General features: G+C 61.0%; 14 protein-coding genes. 6 read left to right on the forward strand and 8 right to left on the reverse strand.

Annotated elements, in window-relative coordinates:
- Window positions 1-13 precede the first annotated feature (13 nt).
- A complete protein-coding gene (locus VC35_RS19725) occupies window positions 14-1,120 on the forward strand; it encodes an enoyl-CoA hydratase/isomerase family protein (protein WP_046042093.1) in 1,107 nt (368 codons plus the stop codon).
- Between the two features lie 3 nt (window positions 1,121-1,123).
- Entirely contained in the window at window positions 1,124-2,275 is a 1,152-nt protein-coding gene (locus tag VC35_RS19730; protein ID WP_046042094.1) for an acyl-CoA dehydrogenase family protein, read from the forward strand.
- 124 nt (window positions 2,276-2,399) lie between these two features.
- Here the strand turns inward: VC35_RS19730 and VC35_RS19735 are convergent, their stop codons facing one another.
- From VC35_RS19735 to VC35_RS19760, 6 genes are all read right to left on the reverse strand, one after another.
- On the reverse strand, window positions 2,400-3,173 hold the full coding sequence (locus tag VC35_RS19735) for an enoyl-CoA hydratase (RefSeq protein ID WP_046042130.1): 774 nt from the start codon (window positions 3,171-3,173) through the stop codon (window positions 2,400-2,402).
- 30 nt (window positions 3,174-3,203) lie between these two features.
- Window positions 3,204-4,331, reverse strand: coding sequence for an acyl-CoA dehydrogenase (locus VC35_RS19740; protein WP_046042095.1), 1,128 nt, complete (start codon window positions 4,329-4,331; stop codon window positions 3,204-3,206).
- A gap of 142 nt (window positions 4,332-4,473) precedes the next feature.
- Window positions 4,474-5,667: an acetyl-CoA C-acyltransferase gene (locus VC35_RS19745; protein WP_046042096.1), complete on the reverse strand. Its 1,194-nt coding sequence runs from the start codon at window positions 5,665-5,667 to the stop codon at window positions 4,474-4,476.
- Window positions 5,668-5,679: 12 nt separating this feature from the next.
- Entirely contained in the window at window positions 5,680-6,441 is a 762-nt protein-coding gene (locus VC35_RS19750; protein ID WP_046042097.1) for an SDR family NAD(P)-dependent oxidoreductase, read from the reverse strand.
- A 16-nt stretch (window positions 6,442-6,457) separates the two neighbouring features.
- Window positions 6,458-8,122, reverse strand: a complete 1,665-nt coding sequence (locus VC35_RS19755; protein WP_046042098.1) for an AMP-binding protein — start codon at window positions 8,120-8,122, stop codon at window positions 6,458-6,460.
- 136 nt (window positions 8,123-8,258) lie between these two features.
- Window positions 8,259-9,182, reverse strand: a complete 924-nt coding sequence (locus VC35_RS19760; protein WP_046042099.1) for a carbon-nitrogen hydrolase family protein — start codon at window positions 9,180-9,182, stop codon at window positions 8,259-8,261.
- Window positions 9,183-9,266: 84 nt separating this feature from the next.
- Here VC35_RS19760 and VC35_RS19765 point away from each other — a divergent pair, with 84 nt between their 5' ends.
- The gene (locus VC35_RS19765; protein WP_046042100.1) at window positions 9,267-10,175 is read left to right on the forward strand and encodes a LysR family transcriptional regulator; all 909 of its coding nucleotides are present in this window, start codon (window positions 9,267-9,269) and stop codon (window positions 10,173-10,175) included.
- Between the two features lie 9 nt (window positions 10,176-10,184).
- Here VC35_RS19765 and VC35_RS19770 read toward each other — a convergent pair whose 3' ends face one another.
- Complete coding sequence (locus tag VC35_RS19770) at window positions 10,185-10,439, reverse strand: hypothetical protein (RefSeq protein WP_007970091.1); 255 nt, start codon at window positions 10,437-10,439, stop codon at window positions 10,185-10,187.
- 164 nt (window positions 10,440-10,603) lie between these two features.
- On the opposite strand from VC35_RS19770, the gene VC35_RS19775 reads away from it, so the two are divergent.
- Window positions 10,604-10,921 (forward strand): ElaB/YgaM/YqjD family protein, encoded by a 318-nt coding sequence (locus VC35_RS19775; protein WP_046042101.1) that lies wholly within the window; start codon window positions 10,604-10,606, stop codon window positions 10,919-10,921.
- A gap of 57 nt (window positions 10,922-10,978) precedes the next feature.
- Here the strand turns inward: VC35_RS19775 and VC35_RS19780 are convergent, their stop codons facing one another.
- On the reverse strand, window positions 10,979-12,019 hold the full coding sequence (locus tag VC35_RS19780) for an Ldh family oxidoreductase (RefSeq protein ID WP_046042102.1): 1,041 nt from the start codon (window positions 12,017-12,019) through the stop codon (window positions 10,979-10,981).
- A gap of 233 nt (window positions 12,020-12,252) precedes the next feature.
- Here VC35_RS19780 and VC35_RS19785 point away from each other — a divergent pair, with 233 nt between their 5' ends.
- Together VC35_RS19785 and VC35_RS19790 are read left to right on the forward strand one after the other, a co-directional pair.
- Window positions 12,253-17,085 (forward strand): dermonecrotic toxin domain-containing protein, encoded by a 4,833-nt coding sequence (locus tag VC35_RS19785; protein ID WP_046042104.1) that lies wholly within the window; start codon window positions 12,253-12,255, stop codon window positions 17,083-17,085.
- A 216-nt stretch (window positions 17,086-17,301) separates the two neighbouring features.
- Entirely contained in the window at window positions 17,302-18,303 is a 1,002-nt protein-coding gene (locus VC35_RS19790) for a FecR family protein (protein ID WP_046042105.1), read from the forward strand.
- Window positions 18,304-18,333 lie beyond the last annotated feature (30 nt).

Raw genomic sequence — 18,333 nt, forward strand, 5'->3', positions numbered from 1 at the left:
CAGGGAGTTAGTGATGACTGCTCAGGTTTTTTCTCCCGGGACTCAGTCCATGGATGCCATGCAGAACGAAGTGCTGGCCGAGGTTCGCAACCACATTGGTCACCTGACCCTCAACCGCCCCGCCGGCCTCAATGCCCTCACCCTGGACATGGTGCGAAACCTGCACCGCCAGCTCGACGCCTGGGCACAGGATCCGCAAGTCCATGCCGTGGTCTTGCGCGGTGCCGGGGAAAAAGCCTTCTGCGCTGGCGGCGACATTCGCTCGCTGCATGACAGCTTCAAAAACGGCGACACCCTGCACGAAGATTTCTTCGTCGAGGAATACGCCCTCGACCTCGCGATCCACCACTACCGCAAACCGGTGCTGGCCCTGATGGACGGTTTTGTCCTCGGCGGCGGCATGGGCCTGGTGCAAGGCGCAGACTTGCGCGTGGTCACCGAGAAAAGCCGCCTGGCCATGCCGGAAGTCGGCATCGGCTATTTCCCCGACGTCGGCGGCAGTTACTTCCTGCCGCGCATCCCCGGTGAGCTGGGGATCTACCTCGGTGTCAGCGGTGTGCAGATTCGCGCCGCCGATGCGCTGTATTGCGGCCTGGCCGACTGGTACCTGGAAAGCGACAAACTGGGCACGCTAGACGAGAAACTTGACCAGCTCGAATGGCACGATACGCCACTCAAGGATCTGCAAGGCCTGCTGGCGAAATTCGCCGTGCAACAACTGCCCGACGCGCCACTGGCGACTTTGCGCCCGGCCATCGACCACTTCTTCGCCCAAGCCGACGTGCCGAGTATTGTGGAGCAACTGCGTCAGGTAACGGTCGCGGACAGCCATGAGTGGGCCGTCACCACCGCCGACCTGCTGGAAACCCGCTCGCCGCTGGCCATGGCCGTGACCCTGGAAATGCTCCGTCGCGGACGCGAGCTGCCGTTGGAACAATGTTTCGCCCTTGAGCTGCACCTGGACCGCCAGTGGTTCGCGCGCGGCGACCTGATCGAAGGCGTGCGTGCCTTGCTGATCGACAAAGACAAGACACCACGCTGGAACCCGCCCACCCTCCAGGCGCTGGACGCCGAACACGTGGCGAGCTTCTTCAGCGAGTTTGACCAGAGCGAGAGCTGAGCCATGCACGATATTGAATTGAGCGAAGAACAAGTCATGATCCGCGACATGGCCCGGGATTTTGCCCGCGGCGAAATCGCGCCCCATGCCCAGGCCTGGGAAAAGGCCGGCTGGATCGACGACGGTCTGGTGAAGAAGATGGGCGAACTGGGCCTGCTGGGCATGGTGGTCCCCGAGGAATGGGGCGGCACCTATGTCGACTACGTGGCCTACGCCCTGGCGGTAGAAGAGATTTCCGCCGGCGACGGTGCTACCGGCGCCTTCATGAGCATCCACAACTCCGTGGGCTGCGGACCGGTGCTCAACTACGGCAGCGAAGAACAGAAACAGACCTGGCTGGCGGACCTTGCCAGCGGCCAGGTCATCGGCTGCTTCTGCCTGACCGAACCCCAGGCCGGTTCCGAGGCGCACAATCTGCGCACTCGCGCCGAACTGCGCGACGGCCAGTGGGTGATCAACGGCGCCAAACAATTCGTCAGCAACGGCAAGCGCGCCAAGCTGGCGATTGTGTTTGCCGTGACCGATCCGGACTTGGGCAAACGTGGCATCTCGGCGTTCCTGGTACCGACCGATACCGCAGGTTTTATCGTCGACCGCACCGAACACAAGATGGGCATCCGTGCTTCCGACACCTGCGCGGTGACCCTGAACGACTGCACCATCCCCGAAGCCAATCTGCTGGGCGAACGCGGCAAAGGCCTGGCCATCGCCTTGTCCAACCTCGAAGGCGGCCGCATCGGCATCGCCGCCCAGGCGCTAGGCATCGCCCGCGCGGCGTTTGAAGCGGCCCTGGCGTATTCCCGTGATCGTGTGCAGTTCGGCAAAACGATCAATGAACATCAGAGCATCGCCAATTTGCTGGCCGACATGCACATGCAATTGAACGCCGCTCGGTTGATGATCCTGCACGCCGCACGCCTGCGCACGGCCGGCAAACCCTGCCTGTCGGAGGCGTCACAAGCCAAGCTGTTTGCGTCGGAAATGGCGGAAAAGGTCTGCTCGTCCGCCATTCAGATTCATGGCGGCTATGGCTACCTGGAAGACTATCCGGTGGAGAAGTACTACCGGGATGCGCGGATCACGCAGATTTACGAAGGGTCGAGCGAGATTCAGCGGATGGTGATTGCCCGTGAACTGAAGAATTATCTGGTCTAAGAGCTTAAAAGCTTCGCGAGCAGGCTCGCTCCCACAGGTTCCGAGGGTGTACACAATATGTGTGAACGACCGAGAACACTGTGGGAGCGCGCTTGCTCGCGATAGCGTCAGCAGGAACGCCGCATTACTTACCTTGGAATTCAGCCTCACGCTTGGCAATAAACGCCGCCATTCCTTCCTTCTGATCCTGCGTCGCAAACGCCGCATGGAACACTCGGCGCTCAAAGCGCACGCCTTCGGCCAGGCTCACTTCAAAGGCACGGTTGACGCTTTCCTTGACCATCATCGCAATCGGCAGCGACTTCTTGGCGATCATCGCCGCGACTTTCAGTGCTTCATCCAGCAGCTCATCGCTTGGCACGATACGCGCCACGATGCCGCAACGCTCCGCTTCCACGGCATCGATCAAGCGGCCGCTCAGGCACATTTCCATGGCCTTGGCCTTGCCCACGGCGCGGGTCAGACGCTGGGTACCGCCCATGCCCGGCAGCACGCCGAGGTTGATTTCCGGCTGGCCGAATTTGGCGTTGTCGCCGGCCAGAATGAAGTCGCACATCAACGCCAGCTCACAACCGCCACCCAGGGCGAAACCGTTGACCGCCGCGATGATCGGCTTGCGGCGGTTGGCCACGCGGTCGCTGTCGCTGAACAGGTCGTCGATGTAGATCTGCGGATAGGTCAGCTCGGCCATTTCCTTGATGTCGGCACCGGCGGCGAAGGCTTTTTTCGAACCGGTCAGGACGATGCAGCCGATGTTCGAGTCAGCCTCGAAGCCATCGAGGGCCTGGTTCAGTTCGCTGACGATCTGCGCGTTCAACGCATTCAGCGCTTGTGGACGGTTGAGGGTGATCAGGCCAACGCGGCCGTGGGTTTCCAGCAAAATCGTTTCGTAGCTCAGCTCTTTGTCGCTCACAGGGGGGACTCCTTCTTATAAGTTGCGCGAAATGACCATGCGCTGAATATCGCTGGTGCCTTCGTAGATCTGGCAGACCCGCACGTCGCGGTAGATCCGCTCCAGCGGGAAGTCGTTGAGGTAACCGTAGCCGCCAAGGGTTTGCAGCGCCGAGGAGCATACCTTCTCGGCCATTTCCGAGGCGAACAGTTTGGCCATCGACGCTTCGACCAAGGCCGGTTTGCCACTGTCGCGCAGGGCGGCGGCGTAGTGCACCATTTGCCGCGCCACGGCAATCTGGGTCGCCATGTCCGCCAGGCGGAAGGCCACGGCCTGGTGCTCGATGATCGGCTTGCCGAAGCTCTCGCGTTCACGGGCGTAGTCTCGCGCCGCTTCGAACGCGGCGCGGGCCATGCCCACCGATTGCGAAGCGATGCCGACGCGGCCGCCTTCAAGGTTGGCCAGGGCAATCCTGTAGCCTTCGCCCTCCTCGCCCAAACGGTTGGCCAGCGGCACCTTCACGTCTTCGAAGAGAATCTGGCAGGTGTCGGACGCATGCTGACCGAGCTTGTCCTCGACCCGTGCAACGGTGTAGCCCGGCGAATCGGTCGGCACGATAAAGGCACTGATGCCGCGTTTGCCAGCGCTCGGATCGGTCACTGCAAACACGATCACCACCCCGGCATTCTGCCCGGAAGTGATGAATTGCTTGCAGCCGTTGAGTACGTAGTGATCGCCTTCCAGGCGGGCACGGGTTTTCAGGCCGCTGGCGTCGGAACCGGCTTGGGGCTCGGTCAAAGCGAAAGCGCCGAGCATCGCACCGCTGGCCAGCGGTTTGAGGAAGCGCTCTTTCTGCTCATCGGTGCCGTAGTTGAGGATCGGCACACAGCCCACGGAGTTGTGCACGCTCATGATGGTCGAGCAGGCGCCATCGCCGGCGGCGATTTCTTCCAGCGCCATGGCGTAGGCCAGGTAACCGGTGTCGCATCCGCCCCACTGCTCCGGCACCAGCATGCCGAAGAAGCCCAGCCCGGCCATCTCGCCGATAGCTTCCTTGGGAAAGCGATGCTCACGGTCCCACTCGGCAGCGAACGGCTTCAGCCGTTCCTGGGCAAAGTCCCGGGCCATGTCGCGGATTTGTTGTTGGTCGTCATTGGGGATCATGGTGAATCCTTGAATCTGGTTACGACGCAGAACCCTGTAGGAGTGAGCCTGCTCGCGAAGAGGCCGTGTCAGTCGACATCATCGTCGGATGACACACCGCTTTCGCGAGCAAGCCCGCTCCCACTTGGGATTGGCGTCAGTTTCAGTAGAGGCATTCCACAGCCATCGCCGTCGCTTCACCGCCACCGATGCAAATCGCTGCCACGCCGCGCTTCAAGCCTTTCTGGCGCAGGGCCGAAAGCAGGGTCACCAGAATCCGCGCGCCGGACGCCCCGATCGGGTGACCGAGGGCGCACGCACCGCCGTGCACGTTGAGCTTCTCGTGGGGGATTTCCAGATGAGTCATCGCGGCCATGCCGACCACGGCGAAGGCTTCGTTGACTTCCACCAGATCAACGTCGTTGAGCGACCAGCCGGTTTTTTTCATCAATTTCTTGATCGCACCGATTGGCGCCACCGGGAACAGGCCCGGGGTGTCGGCGAATGCGGCGTGGCCATGAATCACCGCCAAGGGTTTCAGGCCTTGCTTCTGTGCCTGCGACTGGCGCATCAGCACCAATGCCGCCGCACCGTCGGAGATCGAACTGGAGTTGGCCGCCGTCACCGTACCGCCATCGCGGAACGCAGGCTTCAACGAAGCGATCTTGTCCAGCCTGGCTTTTGGCGGCTGCTCGTCATGGCTGATCACAACCTGCTCTTTGCCGACGGTTACGGTCAGCGGGACGATTTCGTCCTTGAAGCTGCCGTCCTTGATCGCCTGCTGCGCGCGAGTGGTCGAGGCAATGGCGAACGCGTCCTGGGCTTCACGGCTGAAGCTGTTGGTTTCGGCGCATTCTTCGGCGAAGGTGCCCATCAGGCGGCCCTTGTCGTAGGCGTCTTCGAGGCCATCGAGGAACATCGAGTCCTGCACCCGGCCATGACCCATGCGGTAGCCGGCACGGGCGCGGTCCAGCAGGTAAGGTGCGTTGGACATGCTTTCCATGCCACCGGCGACCACGACGTCGGCACTGCCCGCCACCAACATGTCATGGGCCAGAATCGCCGCTTCCATGCCGGAGCCGCACATTTTGTTCAGGGTGGTGCAGCGGGTCGATTTATCCAGCCCCGCGCCCAGCGCCGCCTGACGCGCAGGGGCCTGGCCAAGGCCGGCCGGCAGCACGCAGCCGAACAACACTTCGTCTACAGAATCGCTGGCAACGCCAGCGCGTTCCACCGCTGCTTTGATGGCCGCCGCGCCGAGTTGCGGCGCGGTCAGGCTTTTCAGTTCGCCCTGGAAACCGCCCATCGGGGTGCGGACGGCGCTGACGATAACAATTGGATCGTTGGAAATAGTCATGACAAATCCTCCTTACTTGGCGGCCATGCGCAAGGCACCGTCGAGACGGATCACCTCGCCATTGAGCATGCTGTTTTCAATGATATGCCTGACCAGCCCGGCGTACTCGGCCGGTTTGCCCAGGCGCGGCGGGAATGGCACGCCAGCGGCCAGGGAATCGCGGACTTCCTGGGTCATGCCGGCCATCATTGGCGTCTCGAAGATGCCCGGGGCGATCGTCATTACACGGATCCCGAAACGCGCCAGCTCACGGGCCGCCGGCAAGGTCAGGCTGACAATCGCCCCCTTGGACGCCGAGTAAGCCGCCTGGCCGATCTGACCGTCGTAAGCTGCGGCAGACGCGGTGTTGATGATCACGCCGCGCTCGCCATCGGCATCCGCTTCGGTTTCAGCAATCGCTGCGGCGGCGAGGCGCAACATGTTGAAGCTGCCGATCAGGTTGACGTTGATCACTTGGCTGAAACTGGCCAGCGCGTGTGGACCGTTCTTGCCGAGAATCTTCTCGCCACGCACGATGCCGGCGCAATTGACCAGGCCATTGAGGCCGCCAAAGGCTTTGACCGTCGCCTGTACCGCAGCTTCGGCCGCCGCTTCGTTGCTGATATCCGCCACCACGCTGTGTGCACCAAGGCGCTGGGCCTGGGCTGCAACGGCTTCGGCGTTCATGTCCACCAGCATCACTTTCGCGCCAGCGGCGACCAGCACCTCGGCGGTGGCTGCACCGAGGCCGGAAGCGCCACCGGTGACGATAAAAATCTTGTTCTGGATCTGCATCATTATTTCCCTGGATTCAAGCTGGAAGGTTCTTCGCCGCAGCCTCTTGAGCCTTGGCGATTTCCTGGTTGCGCAAGATAAAGCGCTGCAATTTGCCGCTTGGGGTTTTCGGCAACTCGCTGACAAATTCGATTTCACGGGGGTACGAGTGCGCCGCCAGACGCTTGCGCACGTGTTGGCGCAGCTCTTCGGCCAACTCGGGGGCGGCGCGGTATTGCGGGCTGAGCACGACGAAGGCCTTGACCAGTTCAGTGCGCTCCGGATCGGGCTTGCCGACCACTGCAGCCTCGACCACCGCTGGGTGTTCGATCAGCGCACTTTCCACGTCGAACGGACCGACCCGGTAGCCGGAGGTGGTGATCACGTCATCACTGCGACCGACGAAGCTGATGCTGCCGTCCGGGTTCCACTCCACGGTGTCGCCACTGAGGTAGTAGTTGCCGACAAAGGCCTTGGTCGGCCCGCCTTCGTAGCCGGCGAACCAGCACATCGGCGACTGGCTGCGGTCGATGGCGAGGATGCCCGGCTGGCCAACGCCGAGTTCCTTGTATTCATCGTCCAGTACCACAATGCGGTGGCCCGGCGAGGCAAAACCGGCGGCGCCCATGTGGATCGGGTGCTCAAGGCCGTGGTGGTTGCACAGCACCATGCCCAGTTCGGTCTGGCCGTAGTGGTCGTGGATAACCACGTCGAGGTTGTCGGCGAACCAGCGGATCACTTCCGGGTTCAGCGGCTCGCCGGCGCTGCTGACGATACGCAGCTTGCCTTTGATCGACTTGGCGAATTCATCGCCGCCGGCAATCAGCAAACGGTAGGCCGTCGGCGAACCGGTGAGGTTGGTGATGCCGTATTTGTTGATCACCCGGCAGGTGCTTTCGAGGGTGAACGGGCCATCGTAAAAGGTGATCGGATGGCCCATGGACATTGGCCCCGTGACCCCGAAATAAATACCGTAGGCCCAACCCGGATCGGCGACGTTCCAGAAGGCATCTTCCGGGTGCAGATCCACCGCATCGCGGGTGTAGCTCTGGAACGCAACGATGGCCTTGAGCGGCACCGACAGCGCTTTCGACGGGCCGGTGGTGCCCGAGGTGAACATCAGCAGGAACGGATCTTCGCCGGTCAGCAGCACCGGTTCACAGTCGGCGGAACAATTGGCCAGTTCGGCCCAGAAACTGGAATCGCCACGCACCAGGCCCTGCCCTTTGGGGCCGGTGACAGTAACGATGGTCGGGCAATCGGCGACTTCGGCGAGTTTCGACCGGTTCACTGCATCGGTCACTACCACTTTGGCGCCAGAGCTGCCCAGGCGGTGCTCGATGGCCTTGGGCCCGAACGCGGTAAACAGCGGTTGATACACCGCGCCGATGCGCCAGGTGGCGAACACGGTGATCAAGAGTTCGATATTGCGGGGCAACAGGCCGGCGACCTTGTCGCCTTTCTTTACGCCCTGGGCCAGCAGGTAGTTGGCGAAACGCGCGGCCTTGTCCTGCAAGTCGGTGAAGGTGTACGTCGCACCAGTGCCGTCGCGTCCTTCCCAGAACAGCGCGATGCGACCCGGCAAGGCATGCCGGTCACAGCATTCGACACAGGCGTTGAGGGCCGTCAGATCGCCTGCGAGTGCGGCATCGACGGTGTGCTGATAATTGAACTGAGAAGTAGCAGACAAGTAATCGCGCATTGCCAGAATCCCTCTGTGTTTTTTATTAGGTTGGGGGAACCGTAATCAACAGGGAAATACTCGCTCTGTGCGGGTTAGCGGGCAATGGTCAAAGTTATCAAGTTGCCTGACTGCTTTGGCCAAAGCCCGCAGGGCATCAGGAGGTGAAGCGCACTCCGGGTTTGGCGCGCTCGTCCACGGTCAGCTCGAACACATCCGGCCGGGCGTAGTGCCCGACCACGTCATAGTCGTAGCGGGCGCGTACCAGGTCGTCGGTGTCAATTTGCGCGGTGAGCAACCCAGCGCTGTCGCGCAGAGGTCCTGCGAGGATGTCGCCCATGGGACCTACGATCACACTGCCGCCAGCAATCAACGGCCGCTCCGCCGGCCAGTTGGCAATGTCCAGGCCCAGGGCTTGGGGCGATGCCTGGACCTGGCAGGCGCTGACCACGAAGCAGCGCCCTTCATGGGCGATGTGGCGCATGCTGACTTGCCACATCTCCCGCTCGTCCACGGTCGGCGCGCACCACACCTCCACGCCCTTGGCGTACATCGCCGTGCGCAGCAGCGGCATCATGTTTTCCCAGCACACCACCGCACCGACGCGCCCGACCTGGCTGTCGATCACCGGCAAGGTCGAGCCATCGCCCTTGCCCCAGATCAGGCGTTCGGTGCCGGTGGGCATCAGTTTGCGGTGTTTGGCCACCAGTCCGGCCTGCGGATCGAAGTACAGCGCAGTGCAGTACAAGGTGCTGCCGGCGCGCTCGATCACACCGATCACTAGATTCGCTCCGGTGCGTGCCGACAGCGCCGCCAGCGCCTCGGTTTCCACACCAGGTACGTCGATGGCATTGGCAAAATAACGGGCAAAGGCTTCGCGCCCTTGCGGCAGGCGATAGCCCAATTGGGTGCCAAAGCCCTCGCCCTTGGGATAACCGCCCAGCAGCGCTTCCGGCATCACCACCAACCCGGCACCGGATTCGGTGATCGCGTTTTCATAGGACAGGATCTGTTCCAGGGTTTCAGCCTTGCCACCGGGCAAGGCGCCGATTTGCAGGGCCGCTACGATTGATTTGGGCATCTCGGAAACTCCATTCGCATCAGGTGTTGCTCATTCTCCGGCGTCAGGCAATCATCAATAAAGACCGATTCACTGCTGAATGATATGAGCCAAATGAATATCACCGACGTCGACCTCAACCTGCTCAAAGTCTTCGAAGCACTGCACGAAGAGTCCAGCGCCAGCCGTGCCGCACTACGCCTGGGCGTGACGCAATCGGCCGTCAGCGCGGCCTTGCGTCGGTTGCGCGAGCTGTATGGCGATCAGTTGTTCGTACGCACAGGGCGCGGCCTGGCCCCCTCGCTCAAGGCCAACCAGCTCAAACCGGTGGTCAGCGATGCCCTGAACAAATGCCGGCAGAGCCTGGCGATGGTCGACCCGGCTGCGCAACAGTACGAAGGTCGCTCGGTCACCGTGGGAATGTCGGATGATTTCGAGATTGCCTACGGCCGGCGGCTGATCGAAGAAATCGCCCGTAGCGCGCCTAAACTGCGGCTGATTTTCCGCCAGACCCACAGCCAGATCGTCGCCCAGGCGCTGATGGAGCGCAGCATTGACCTGGCAATTACCGCGGGTGGGTTTGCCGAGCGGCTGCTCAGCCGTCAGGTGCTGGGGGAAGGTGGTTATCTGTGCCTGGCGGACCCGTCGAGCTTGGTCGAGGGCCAGCAGAGCATCGGTCTCGAGGAGTTTGTGGCCCGCGAACACATTCTGGTGTCGTCCGGCGGTTTTATCGGGATTACCGATGAAGGATTGGCGGCGCTGGGGCTCAGTCGGCGAGTGTGCGCCTCGACCACGCATTTTGCCGCGTTGCCGCATTTGCTCAAAGGCAGCCGGGCGGTGGCGACCATTCCGGCCCATGCCGCCCAAAGCATCGCAACACTCAGCGGGCTGGCGCTGCTGCCCTGCCCCCTGGCCTTGCCGCGCTACCCGATCGAACTGGGCTGGCGTACCAGCACCCAGCTCGACCCGGTGCTATTGAAAGTGCGCGAGGCGATTGTCGCGAGCTTCGCCTGACAGCCGATGTTACTTGTTGGCCGCCATCAGGCGATTGACTTCACTGCGCACCATGTTGGCGTATTCAGGGGGCGACATGCCGTCCAGTTCGGCGCGCACCCATTCGGCCCACTTGCCTTTGCGCTTGGCCCGTTCGCCAAACAACCGCGCGGCCTCACCCTTGGCTTTGCCCAGGTTGTTTTGCCAGAGTTCGAACAGACGGGATTTCTCGTCTTCAAGCGCAGCGCGCTCGGCGAGGGGTTTGTCGGCCAGATTGAAGCTCATGGGAATTTCCTGCTGCGTAAAATAGGCGACATCTTACACTGTAGGACGAAAGGTCCTGCGCCGGTTTTTCAGGAAGATGACCTCCCCGGGCAAAATAGCTGCAACTTTTCCAACAACGGCAAACTCCATTGTTCACTGTCCACTTACCTGCAAGGAGTACTTCAATGGCCCGCAAAACCACCCTGCAAGCCGCCGAAGATCAAATCAAGGATCAAGCGTTCAGCGAGCTTCAATCGCTGATCGAAGAGTCGGAAAAACTGCTGAAAAGCAGTGCCTCACTGGTCGGGGAAGAAGCGGAGACCCTTCGCGGACAAATCGCCCTGAAACTCCAGCAGGCCAGGAATTCGGTGAGCAGCGTACGCGACCGCACCCTGCCCGCGGTCGAGGCTACTGAAACCTATATCGGCGGGCATCCATGGCAAACCGTGGCGATTTCAGCCGGGTTTGGCCTGGTGGTGGGGTTGTTGTTGGGGCGTCGCTAAGCATTCCGATCAAACACCGCAAACCTTGCAGGAGCGAGCTTGCGCGCTCCTGCAAGATCAGAGCCCCGCCAGCTCCCGCAAGTTCGCCAGTGTCCGCCCATCCAGTTCAATGCCATTGGCCAGCGACTTCGCGCGCTGATGATGACGCCGATCACCCGGCAAACGCTTCAGGCCGACACCGTGCATTTGCCGCACCAGTTCCTGGCTGCGCTCGGCAAAACTCTGCCCCGCCGCTTTGGCCGGATCGATCACGATAAGCAATTGGCCAGTCCAGGGTGTCTTGGCGCCAGGGTGGTTCTTCCAGTCGAACTCGAAGGAAAAATTGCCGCCGGTCAGTGCCGCCGCGAGCAACTCGACCATCATCGACAACGCCGAGCCCTTGTGCCCGCCGAAAGGCAGCAACGCGCCGCCCTCAAGAATCGCCTTCGGGTCCGTGGTCGGCTGGCCGAGGCTGTCCACGCCCATCCCTTCCGGCAAGCGCTCACCCTCGCGGGCGGCAATTTGCACATCGCCGTGGGCAATGGCGCTGGTGGCCAGGTCGAAGACAATCGGCGAGCCATCGGCCCGCGGCGCAGCGAAGGCAATCGGGTTGGTGCCGAACAGCGGCCGGTCGGCACCGTGGGGCACCACGCAGGTCATGCTGTTGACCACGCTCAATGCCACGAGGCCTTCATCGGCGAAGGGTTCGACATCCGGCCACAAGGCCGCGAAATGGTGCGAGTTACGGATCGCCAGCACCGCGATGCCGGCACTTCGGGCCTTCTGCACCAGTAGTTCGCGTGCCGCCGCCAGGGCCGGCTGCGCAAAACCGTTGTTGGCGTCGACCCGCACAAACCCAGAAGCCACATCTTCGACCACCGGAACGGCCTGGCCATTGACCCAGCCGCTTTGCAGCGTCGAAACATAACCTGGAATGCGGAATACCCCGTGACTGTGCGCGCCGTCGCGCTCGGCACCGGCGCAGTTTTGCGCCAGCACCCGGGCAACCTCGGCCGACGTGCCATGACGCAGAAAAATCTTCTCCAGCAAAGCGCTCAGCGCTTCGAGTGACAGGTGTGGCGAAACTGCGGTAGAGGCGTGATCGTGTGGCGCAGACATCTGAAGCTCCAGACTAATTATTGGAGGGAACAACAGCGTACAAAGACCCGCCGATTAACAACGCGCGGCGTGCGACCTGTCAACCTTTCGCTCAGGGCAATGAGATATATCCCTGTCACGAATACCCCCGCCCCGTGCGTTAACTATTTACCACCCGCGTCAACGCACCGGCTTTTAGTCTCGATGCTCAATCCACAGGCGCCTTTGAGTGGCCCCTTGAACGAGACTCGACGATGTCTACACCAGTAACTCCGTTGTTCTTCCCCGAGGCGCTGACGTCGCGCGGCCTCTGGAGAGAACTTGGCCAAACCCACGGGCTGACGCAAAGGGACTTCGAATGGTTCAGCCATATCGAACTGGCCACCCAGGCACTGCGCGATGAGCAGACGCCGCCCATGCTGGCGAAGAAAATCCTGCTGAAAATCCCGGGCCTGGAACCCATGGCGCTGGCCGGCAGTTTTGTGCTGACCGCGACGCCCGATGACAATGGCTTGATTTTCTACACCCCGTACGCCGGAATAAAAAAGTTCGCCAACCGAACGGACCTGACCGAACAACTGCTGACGCAACTCAAGGCGGCCAGCGAAGACAGCGACCTGCTGGCCTTCATGGCGCTGTCTCAACGCAAGGCAGTGGTGGACGCCGCCGACATCGAACTGAACTTTCAAACCATCGATGGCGACGTGTTCGAAGAACAGCGCAATACCCTCTCCACCCATCAGCAACTCAACGACCAGGCCCTGCTCGACGAGTTGAAAGCGCTGCCGTCCCTGACATCGCTGCTCGACGCATTGCTCAATGAACAGCTGGCAGCGGCTTTCCCCGGCCTGGATCAGCGCCAGACCCAAGTGAACTTCTACCAGGCAACAACGCCAGAGAACGCTGACGAAAGCCATCCGGCGCGACGCTGGGCCAACTCCCTGTCCCTGAGTGAGGCCGTCCTCCTGCACTATCGCCATCAGCGTTGGCCAGCCGGGTCTTCCCCTGAGTTTTCCCATTCGAAAAAGTCCCCGGCAAAAACCGACCAGCCACTTTGGGAGGCCGCCGTCACGACGATCTCACGTCACCTGATCAGCCTGCTGATCGGGCAGCTCGAAGGTTTCTGGGATGCGGCGAGCGCCGATGGTGCATCGCGTCGCCAGTTCTTCGGCAAGGCCATCGCCGATCAGGCGCGAGTGCAACTGCTGCTCAAGCGCGAAGCCGGGATCATCACCCCTGAGCAGAGCCAGGATTTGCACGCGTTGATCTCGACGGCCAGCCGGACGAACGAATCAATGACGGTCGAAACCGTGCGCCTGTGGGAGTACCAGGCCAACTATGTGGAGTTGGCCGGCTCACTGATGGTCAGCGCCGGCAATGCGTTTCTCTACACGCCCACCGCAGGCCTGCAGGTGCTCGAGGACTATCAGGACTTGCGCGATACGGTGCTGAGCAAGTTCAGCGCGGCCGGTCACGAGGATGAACTCTATGGCCTGCTGAGTCTGGAGGAGCGCCAGCGTTTCATTGGTTTTGACCGGCCGAATGTGACCGGCGAAGTGATTTCCGGCGCGATCTTCCCCAGGCTCTTCGACGGGATCATCGGCAAGCAGCTGCAGAACATGGATTACGCCCTGCAAGTGTTCCGTCACAGTGACGGCGTCGTAGACATCCACGCCCTGTTCGACAAAGCGCTGGATATCCGCTCGATGATCAGCGAGCGACTGCTGACGCAGGCTACCGACGGACGCTGGAGCACGCGCCCCGTGTTATCCGGCGATCAGCATCCCTCCATGGTACTGGCCGATACGGCGGCCGCTTTCGTCAAGACCTTCAGCGACATAGAAACACTGATCAACGCAGACTTTGCAGCACAACCGTTTGCTACTCTGGCCCTGCAACAGGACTATCTGCAAAACATCAAACCCCACCTGGCCCATGCACTGTCCGTTGGCCTGCGTGGCGAGGCCAGCCTGCGGGTGCTCGGCGCGACACTGCGGGATGCGGATCGGGCCATTGTCGAAACGGTCTTCAACCCGGACCTGCCCAACCGGCAAAACCGCCTGTCACTCAAGGGCTTTCGACCCGATGCCTACTCGTTGACGCTGGAGCGCTCCGGCCAGGAGGATGTCCTGCCGTTGGCCCATTGTCTGCTGCTGACCGAGCGTGGCGGACTCGATCCCTCCCATTCCGGCCGGACGATCCTGTGGACACCCGCCGAGGGCCTGGAAGTCTTTGACACCGTCACTCATGCAAGGCTGGAACTGAACCGTCGCCTGCTCGAACCGCAACTACGCCTGGCGTTGCTGGAAAACCTTACCCCGGCCCAGCGCGTCTTTCACCAACGCTACTCACTCGGACCGTTGCGGCTGATTGAAGGGTCTGTGTTGGAACGGGTCGCGCAATCGTCCATCGAGCACTTCCTGGCTCGCTGTGAACACGTACGCACGTTCGACCTGAGCGACACAAAGCAGAAAAAAGCCCTTGAAGACCTGACCACAGCGGTGCTCAACACCAACCTGCGAAGAGCCTCGTCTATTGCCCGGGCGATCAGCCAGCAGCAGTCCCTGCCCGCCTGGCTGGGAATGGCTCCGCTGCAAGAGCAGCGACTGCACCTTGAACTGCTGGAGCAATACCGCAACAGCGTTGTTGAGGACAAAGACTATTTACACGGGATCACCCCCCTCAAGTCGTACGTGCATGAAACGTTGACGTCGTTGCTTCGCATCCGCTTCCCCGCAACAGCGCTGGATCCTGACAATATTGAAATCACCCCGGACCTGACCCTGGTCGGCCCCGCCCGGAGCCTCACCGAGTTCGCCTTGCACCACGTCAACATTGCGCAAGGCACCGGGTTCAAGGTCAGGTCGGCAACCACCCAAGCCCTGCCCGAGGGGCTGGACCAGGCGGCTGTCCGCCAACTGCTGCTGTCACTGGACATTACGCAGAACTATGCCAAAAACGTCACCGACAACTTGTCGAATCAAGCGGCGGACTTTGAAAAACGGATCCTGCGCTTCGTCAAACAATTGCCCTGGCAACTGCTGCAACACGCCCACGAACTCAAACTGCAACAGCGGCTGTCCGATAGTGGCTTCGATTTGCTTCGGCAAGTGCTGGACATGCCGGACGCCATCGCCCGGGCGACTGTAGAAGGCGCACACGCAATTGCCCGGCCACTGCAACTGATCAAAACCAGCGGTGCCGCTACCGTCAAAGCGCTGGGCCTTTACCTGATTGGCCCAGGCTCGGGCAAGTCAGGCCCGCAAATCCTTTTTGCCCCTTACCACCCCGCTGGTTCACCGTTCATTGAGTTCGGCAACGAGGCCAGCGTTGTCGCGGCGCTCAACACACCGGGGCCATTGCAAGACATGTTGCTACGTCGCCTGCCGGACAGTGAGCAAACGGCGTTTCGCAACCTGTTCGAGTCCACTGTCGGCCAGTCGAGCGAAATCACCCTCGCGTCCAACCCCATCGGTGGCAACCTGCTCACCCATTTGTTCCATGACAACACCAGACTGTTGGTGAAGATGCTCGGCAGCCAGGCAAACGCTACCGCTCAGTCGGACTGGGAAGCCGTCAAACATCTTTTCGGCTCCGGCATCGAGCGCATTTCGGGCCTGCTGCCGGGCAAACTCGCGTATGTACAGTTTCTTTGGAAGGCCTACAAGGACGCCCTGAACTCAGCCGAAGCCCTGCAGGACCATCACTGGACAACCGCGTTGCGCGATTTTGTTGCCGGCGCGGCACAAATCCTGTCATTGGGCCGGTTGTCGCTTGAGGGATGGGCCGAAAGCGCCCAGGCAACCGGCGAAGCCGTTGCTCCATCGGTTGTCACCCCCGTGATCGCGCAACCCTGGTCGAAGATTCTGTCGACAGCAGCAATGCGTACCCGGCTGCAACCGTTCGAAACCACGGTTGAACTCAAGGACCTGGCGAAAAACAGCAGTGACGGCACCTATCTGGAACCGGGCAGCCAGAAAGCCTTCGCCGCCATTGCCGGCAAGGTGTACGGCGTGAGCAAGGCCGGCGCGGTCTGGCAAATGGTCAAAGGCACGCAAGAAGGCCCCGTGTTACACACTGCTCCTGACAACCAACTGGTCATCGACCCGGATTTCCACACCGTTCACTTCGGGAAAGTCGTCTCGAAAATGCGCAATCAGGATGTCAATTCCTATGTTGCCAGGGAGGTACTGAATATCGAGGCCCGGGGGATGGACGAAATCCGGGCCAAACATCCCGATAAGGCCCGCATGATCGTGCAGGCCATCGACATGGCTCGCTATTACGCGTTCAACAGTCTGCACAACCTGGTGCAACTCAGGAAACTCGCCCCGGGCACACGGCTCGATACCTTCCTCAAACAGTTCTTTGATGTTGACCAGGTCAACAACGCCCTGATCGAGAAAATCAGGCAGGCCATCGTCCCTATCTGCAACGCGCTGGTCGATCCCGACGAAGACTGGATGAATTCGCAACGCTTTATCGTCGGTTCAAACCGGAACTCGAAGGACAACCTCGTTGCGTTTGTCGTGCAGAAGGATCTACAGCGCAATGTGCACTTCACGGAAAAATTCTTCGATCAACAACTCGACTGGTACAAATCCCGCCTGACACAGCCCTTCGATCTCGACGGCCACGGCCAGGCCGCGACCTTGATACACGAGTTCGCTCATTTGTTTTCCGGGGCAGTGGACATTGCATACCTTGAGGCCAGGTTGCCATTCAGCGATTTGGTAGCGTCGGTCACCGCCAAGGACGCAGAAAAGAAACAGTCTCAGCTGGACTTCCAGCGAGAAGCCTTGTCGATGGATACCCCAGAGGAGGAACTGTTCGCACGCTGGAACAGCGGACTGCAATCCTGGATCAGCCTGGATTCGATACCGGGTTCTTATCACGTTGGTGAGACTATCCTGAAGCTGACGGGCAGCCAGACCATGGATGAGGCACGAGACGCTTTTTTAAGCGCGAAGGATTCGAAGCAGCGCATCGACGTCATTTTGCACAATGCCGACTCGATCGCTTTCTTGATCTGCGAAATGGGCCGGCAACTGGACCCGATACCGGTCGCTACGCCCCCTAAACCCTGATCCCGGCGTAATAACGCGCAGATCCCCGGATCTGCGCGCTACAGCAGTGTTTGATTTGATCTTTTTTTCACGCACCCCTGTGGATACTGCTACTCGATAGCAGGTGTTCCAGAGGCGAGGCGTTGAAAAAAAATTACACATTGATGGTTAAATGCCATGACTGATGTTCTCGCAGACTTCCCCCAAGGTTAGAATGCAGGAAACCAGGAAGGGCCAATGACCGATCACACGCTTTCGGAAGCCGAATACGACGCCATCACCGATGCCGCTGCGCATTGGTGCATGCGTCTGCACGCCAGTGACTGCACCGAGCAAGAGCGCCAGGCGTTCGCGCAATGGCGTAACGCGCATCCGCTCCATGCCTTCGAGTACGAGGCAATGCTGGAGATCTGGGATGTCGCTGGCGACCTGCCCCGTCCCGAACCTGTCGTGCCGCTGGTTCGCACTCAAGCCGAAAACCCGTGGCGACGCCTGGCTATTGCCGCGGCGATATGTGCCCTGGCACTGCCTTTGGCCGGTTATGGCGGCTGGCACCTGGGCTGGGTACCGAACGCGTACCAGCATTTCGAAGCGACCGACAATGTTCGAACGGTCACCTTGAAAGACGGCAGTCAGGTGGAACTGAACCTGGGCAGCGAGCTGACGTACAGCAACTACAAGGATCAGCGGCAAGTCACGCTGAAAAAAGGCGAAGCCTTCTTCAGGGTCAGCCATGACACCCGCCACCCCTTCGTGGTCAAGGCCGCCGAAGGCCGTATTCGCGTGACCGGCACCCAATTCAACGTCTGGATGTATGAAGACCAGGTCAAGGTCAACCTGATCGAGGGTTCCGTACTGGTCAGCAGCAACGCCAACCTGCCCGGCGACGGTTTGCGCCTTGACCCGGCGATGCAGGCCAGTTATCGCCACGGCGACTTCACCCCCCGCATCAGCCAGACCTATGACAATGACAGCTCGCTGGCCTGGCGCCAGGGCAAGCTGGTGCTCGACGATCTGGCCCTGAGCGATGCGCTGCCCTTGATCAATCGCTACCTGGACAAACCTTTGATGGTCGCTGACAACAGCACCGGCTCGATCCATATCGGCGGCATCTACAACATCAAAGAGATCAACGGCCTGGTGAAGTCCTTGCCGCGGGTCCTGCCGGTCTACCTGACCCGTAACCAGAACGGCAATCTGGTGGTCAACGCGATTCCGCAAACCTCCCCGAAAAGCTGAAAAGGCCGCCACCCCTGCGGGGTGCGGCCT

Origin of the sequence: Pseudomonas fluorescens (genome assembly GCF_000967965.1) — a bacterium.
Taxonomy (GTDB): domain Bacteria; phylum Pseudomonadota; class Gammaproteobacteria; order Pseudomonadales; family Pseudomonadaceae; genus Aquipseudomonas; species Aquipseudomonas grandcourensis.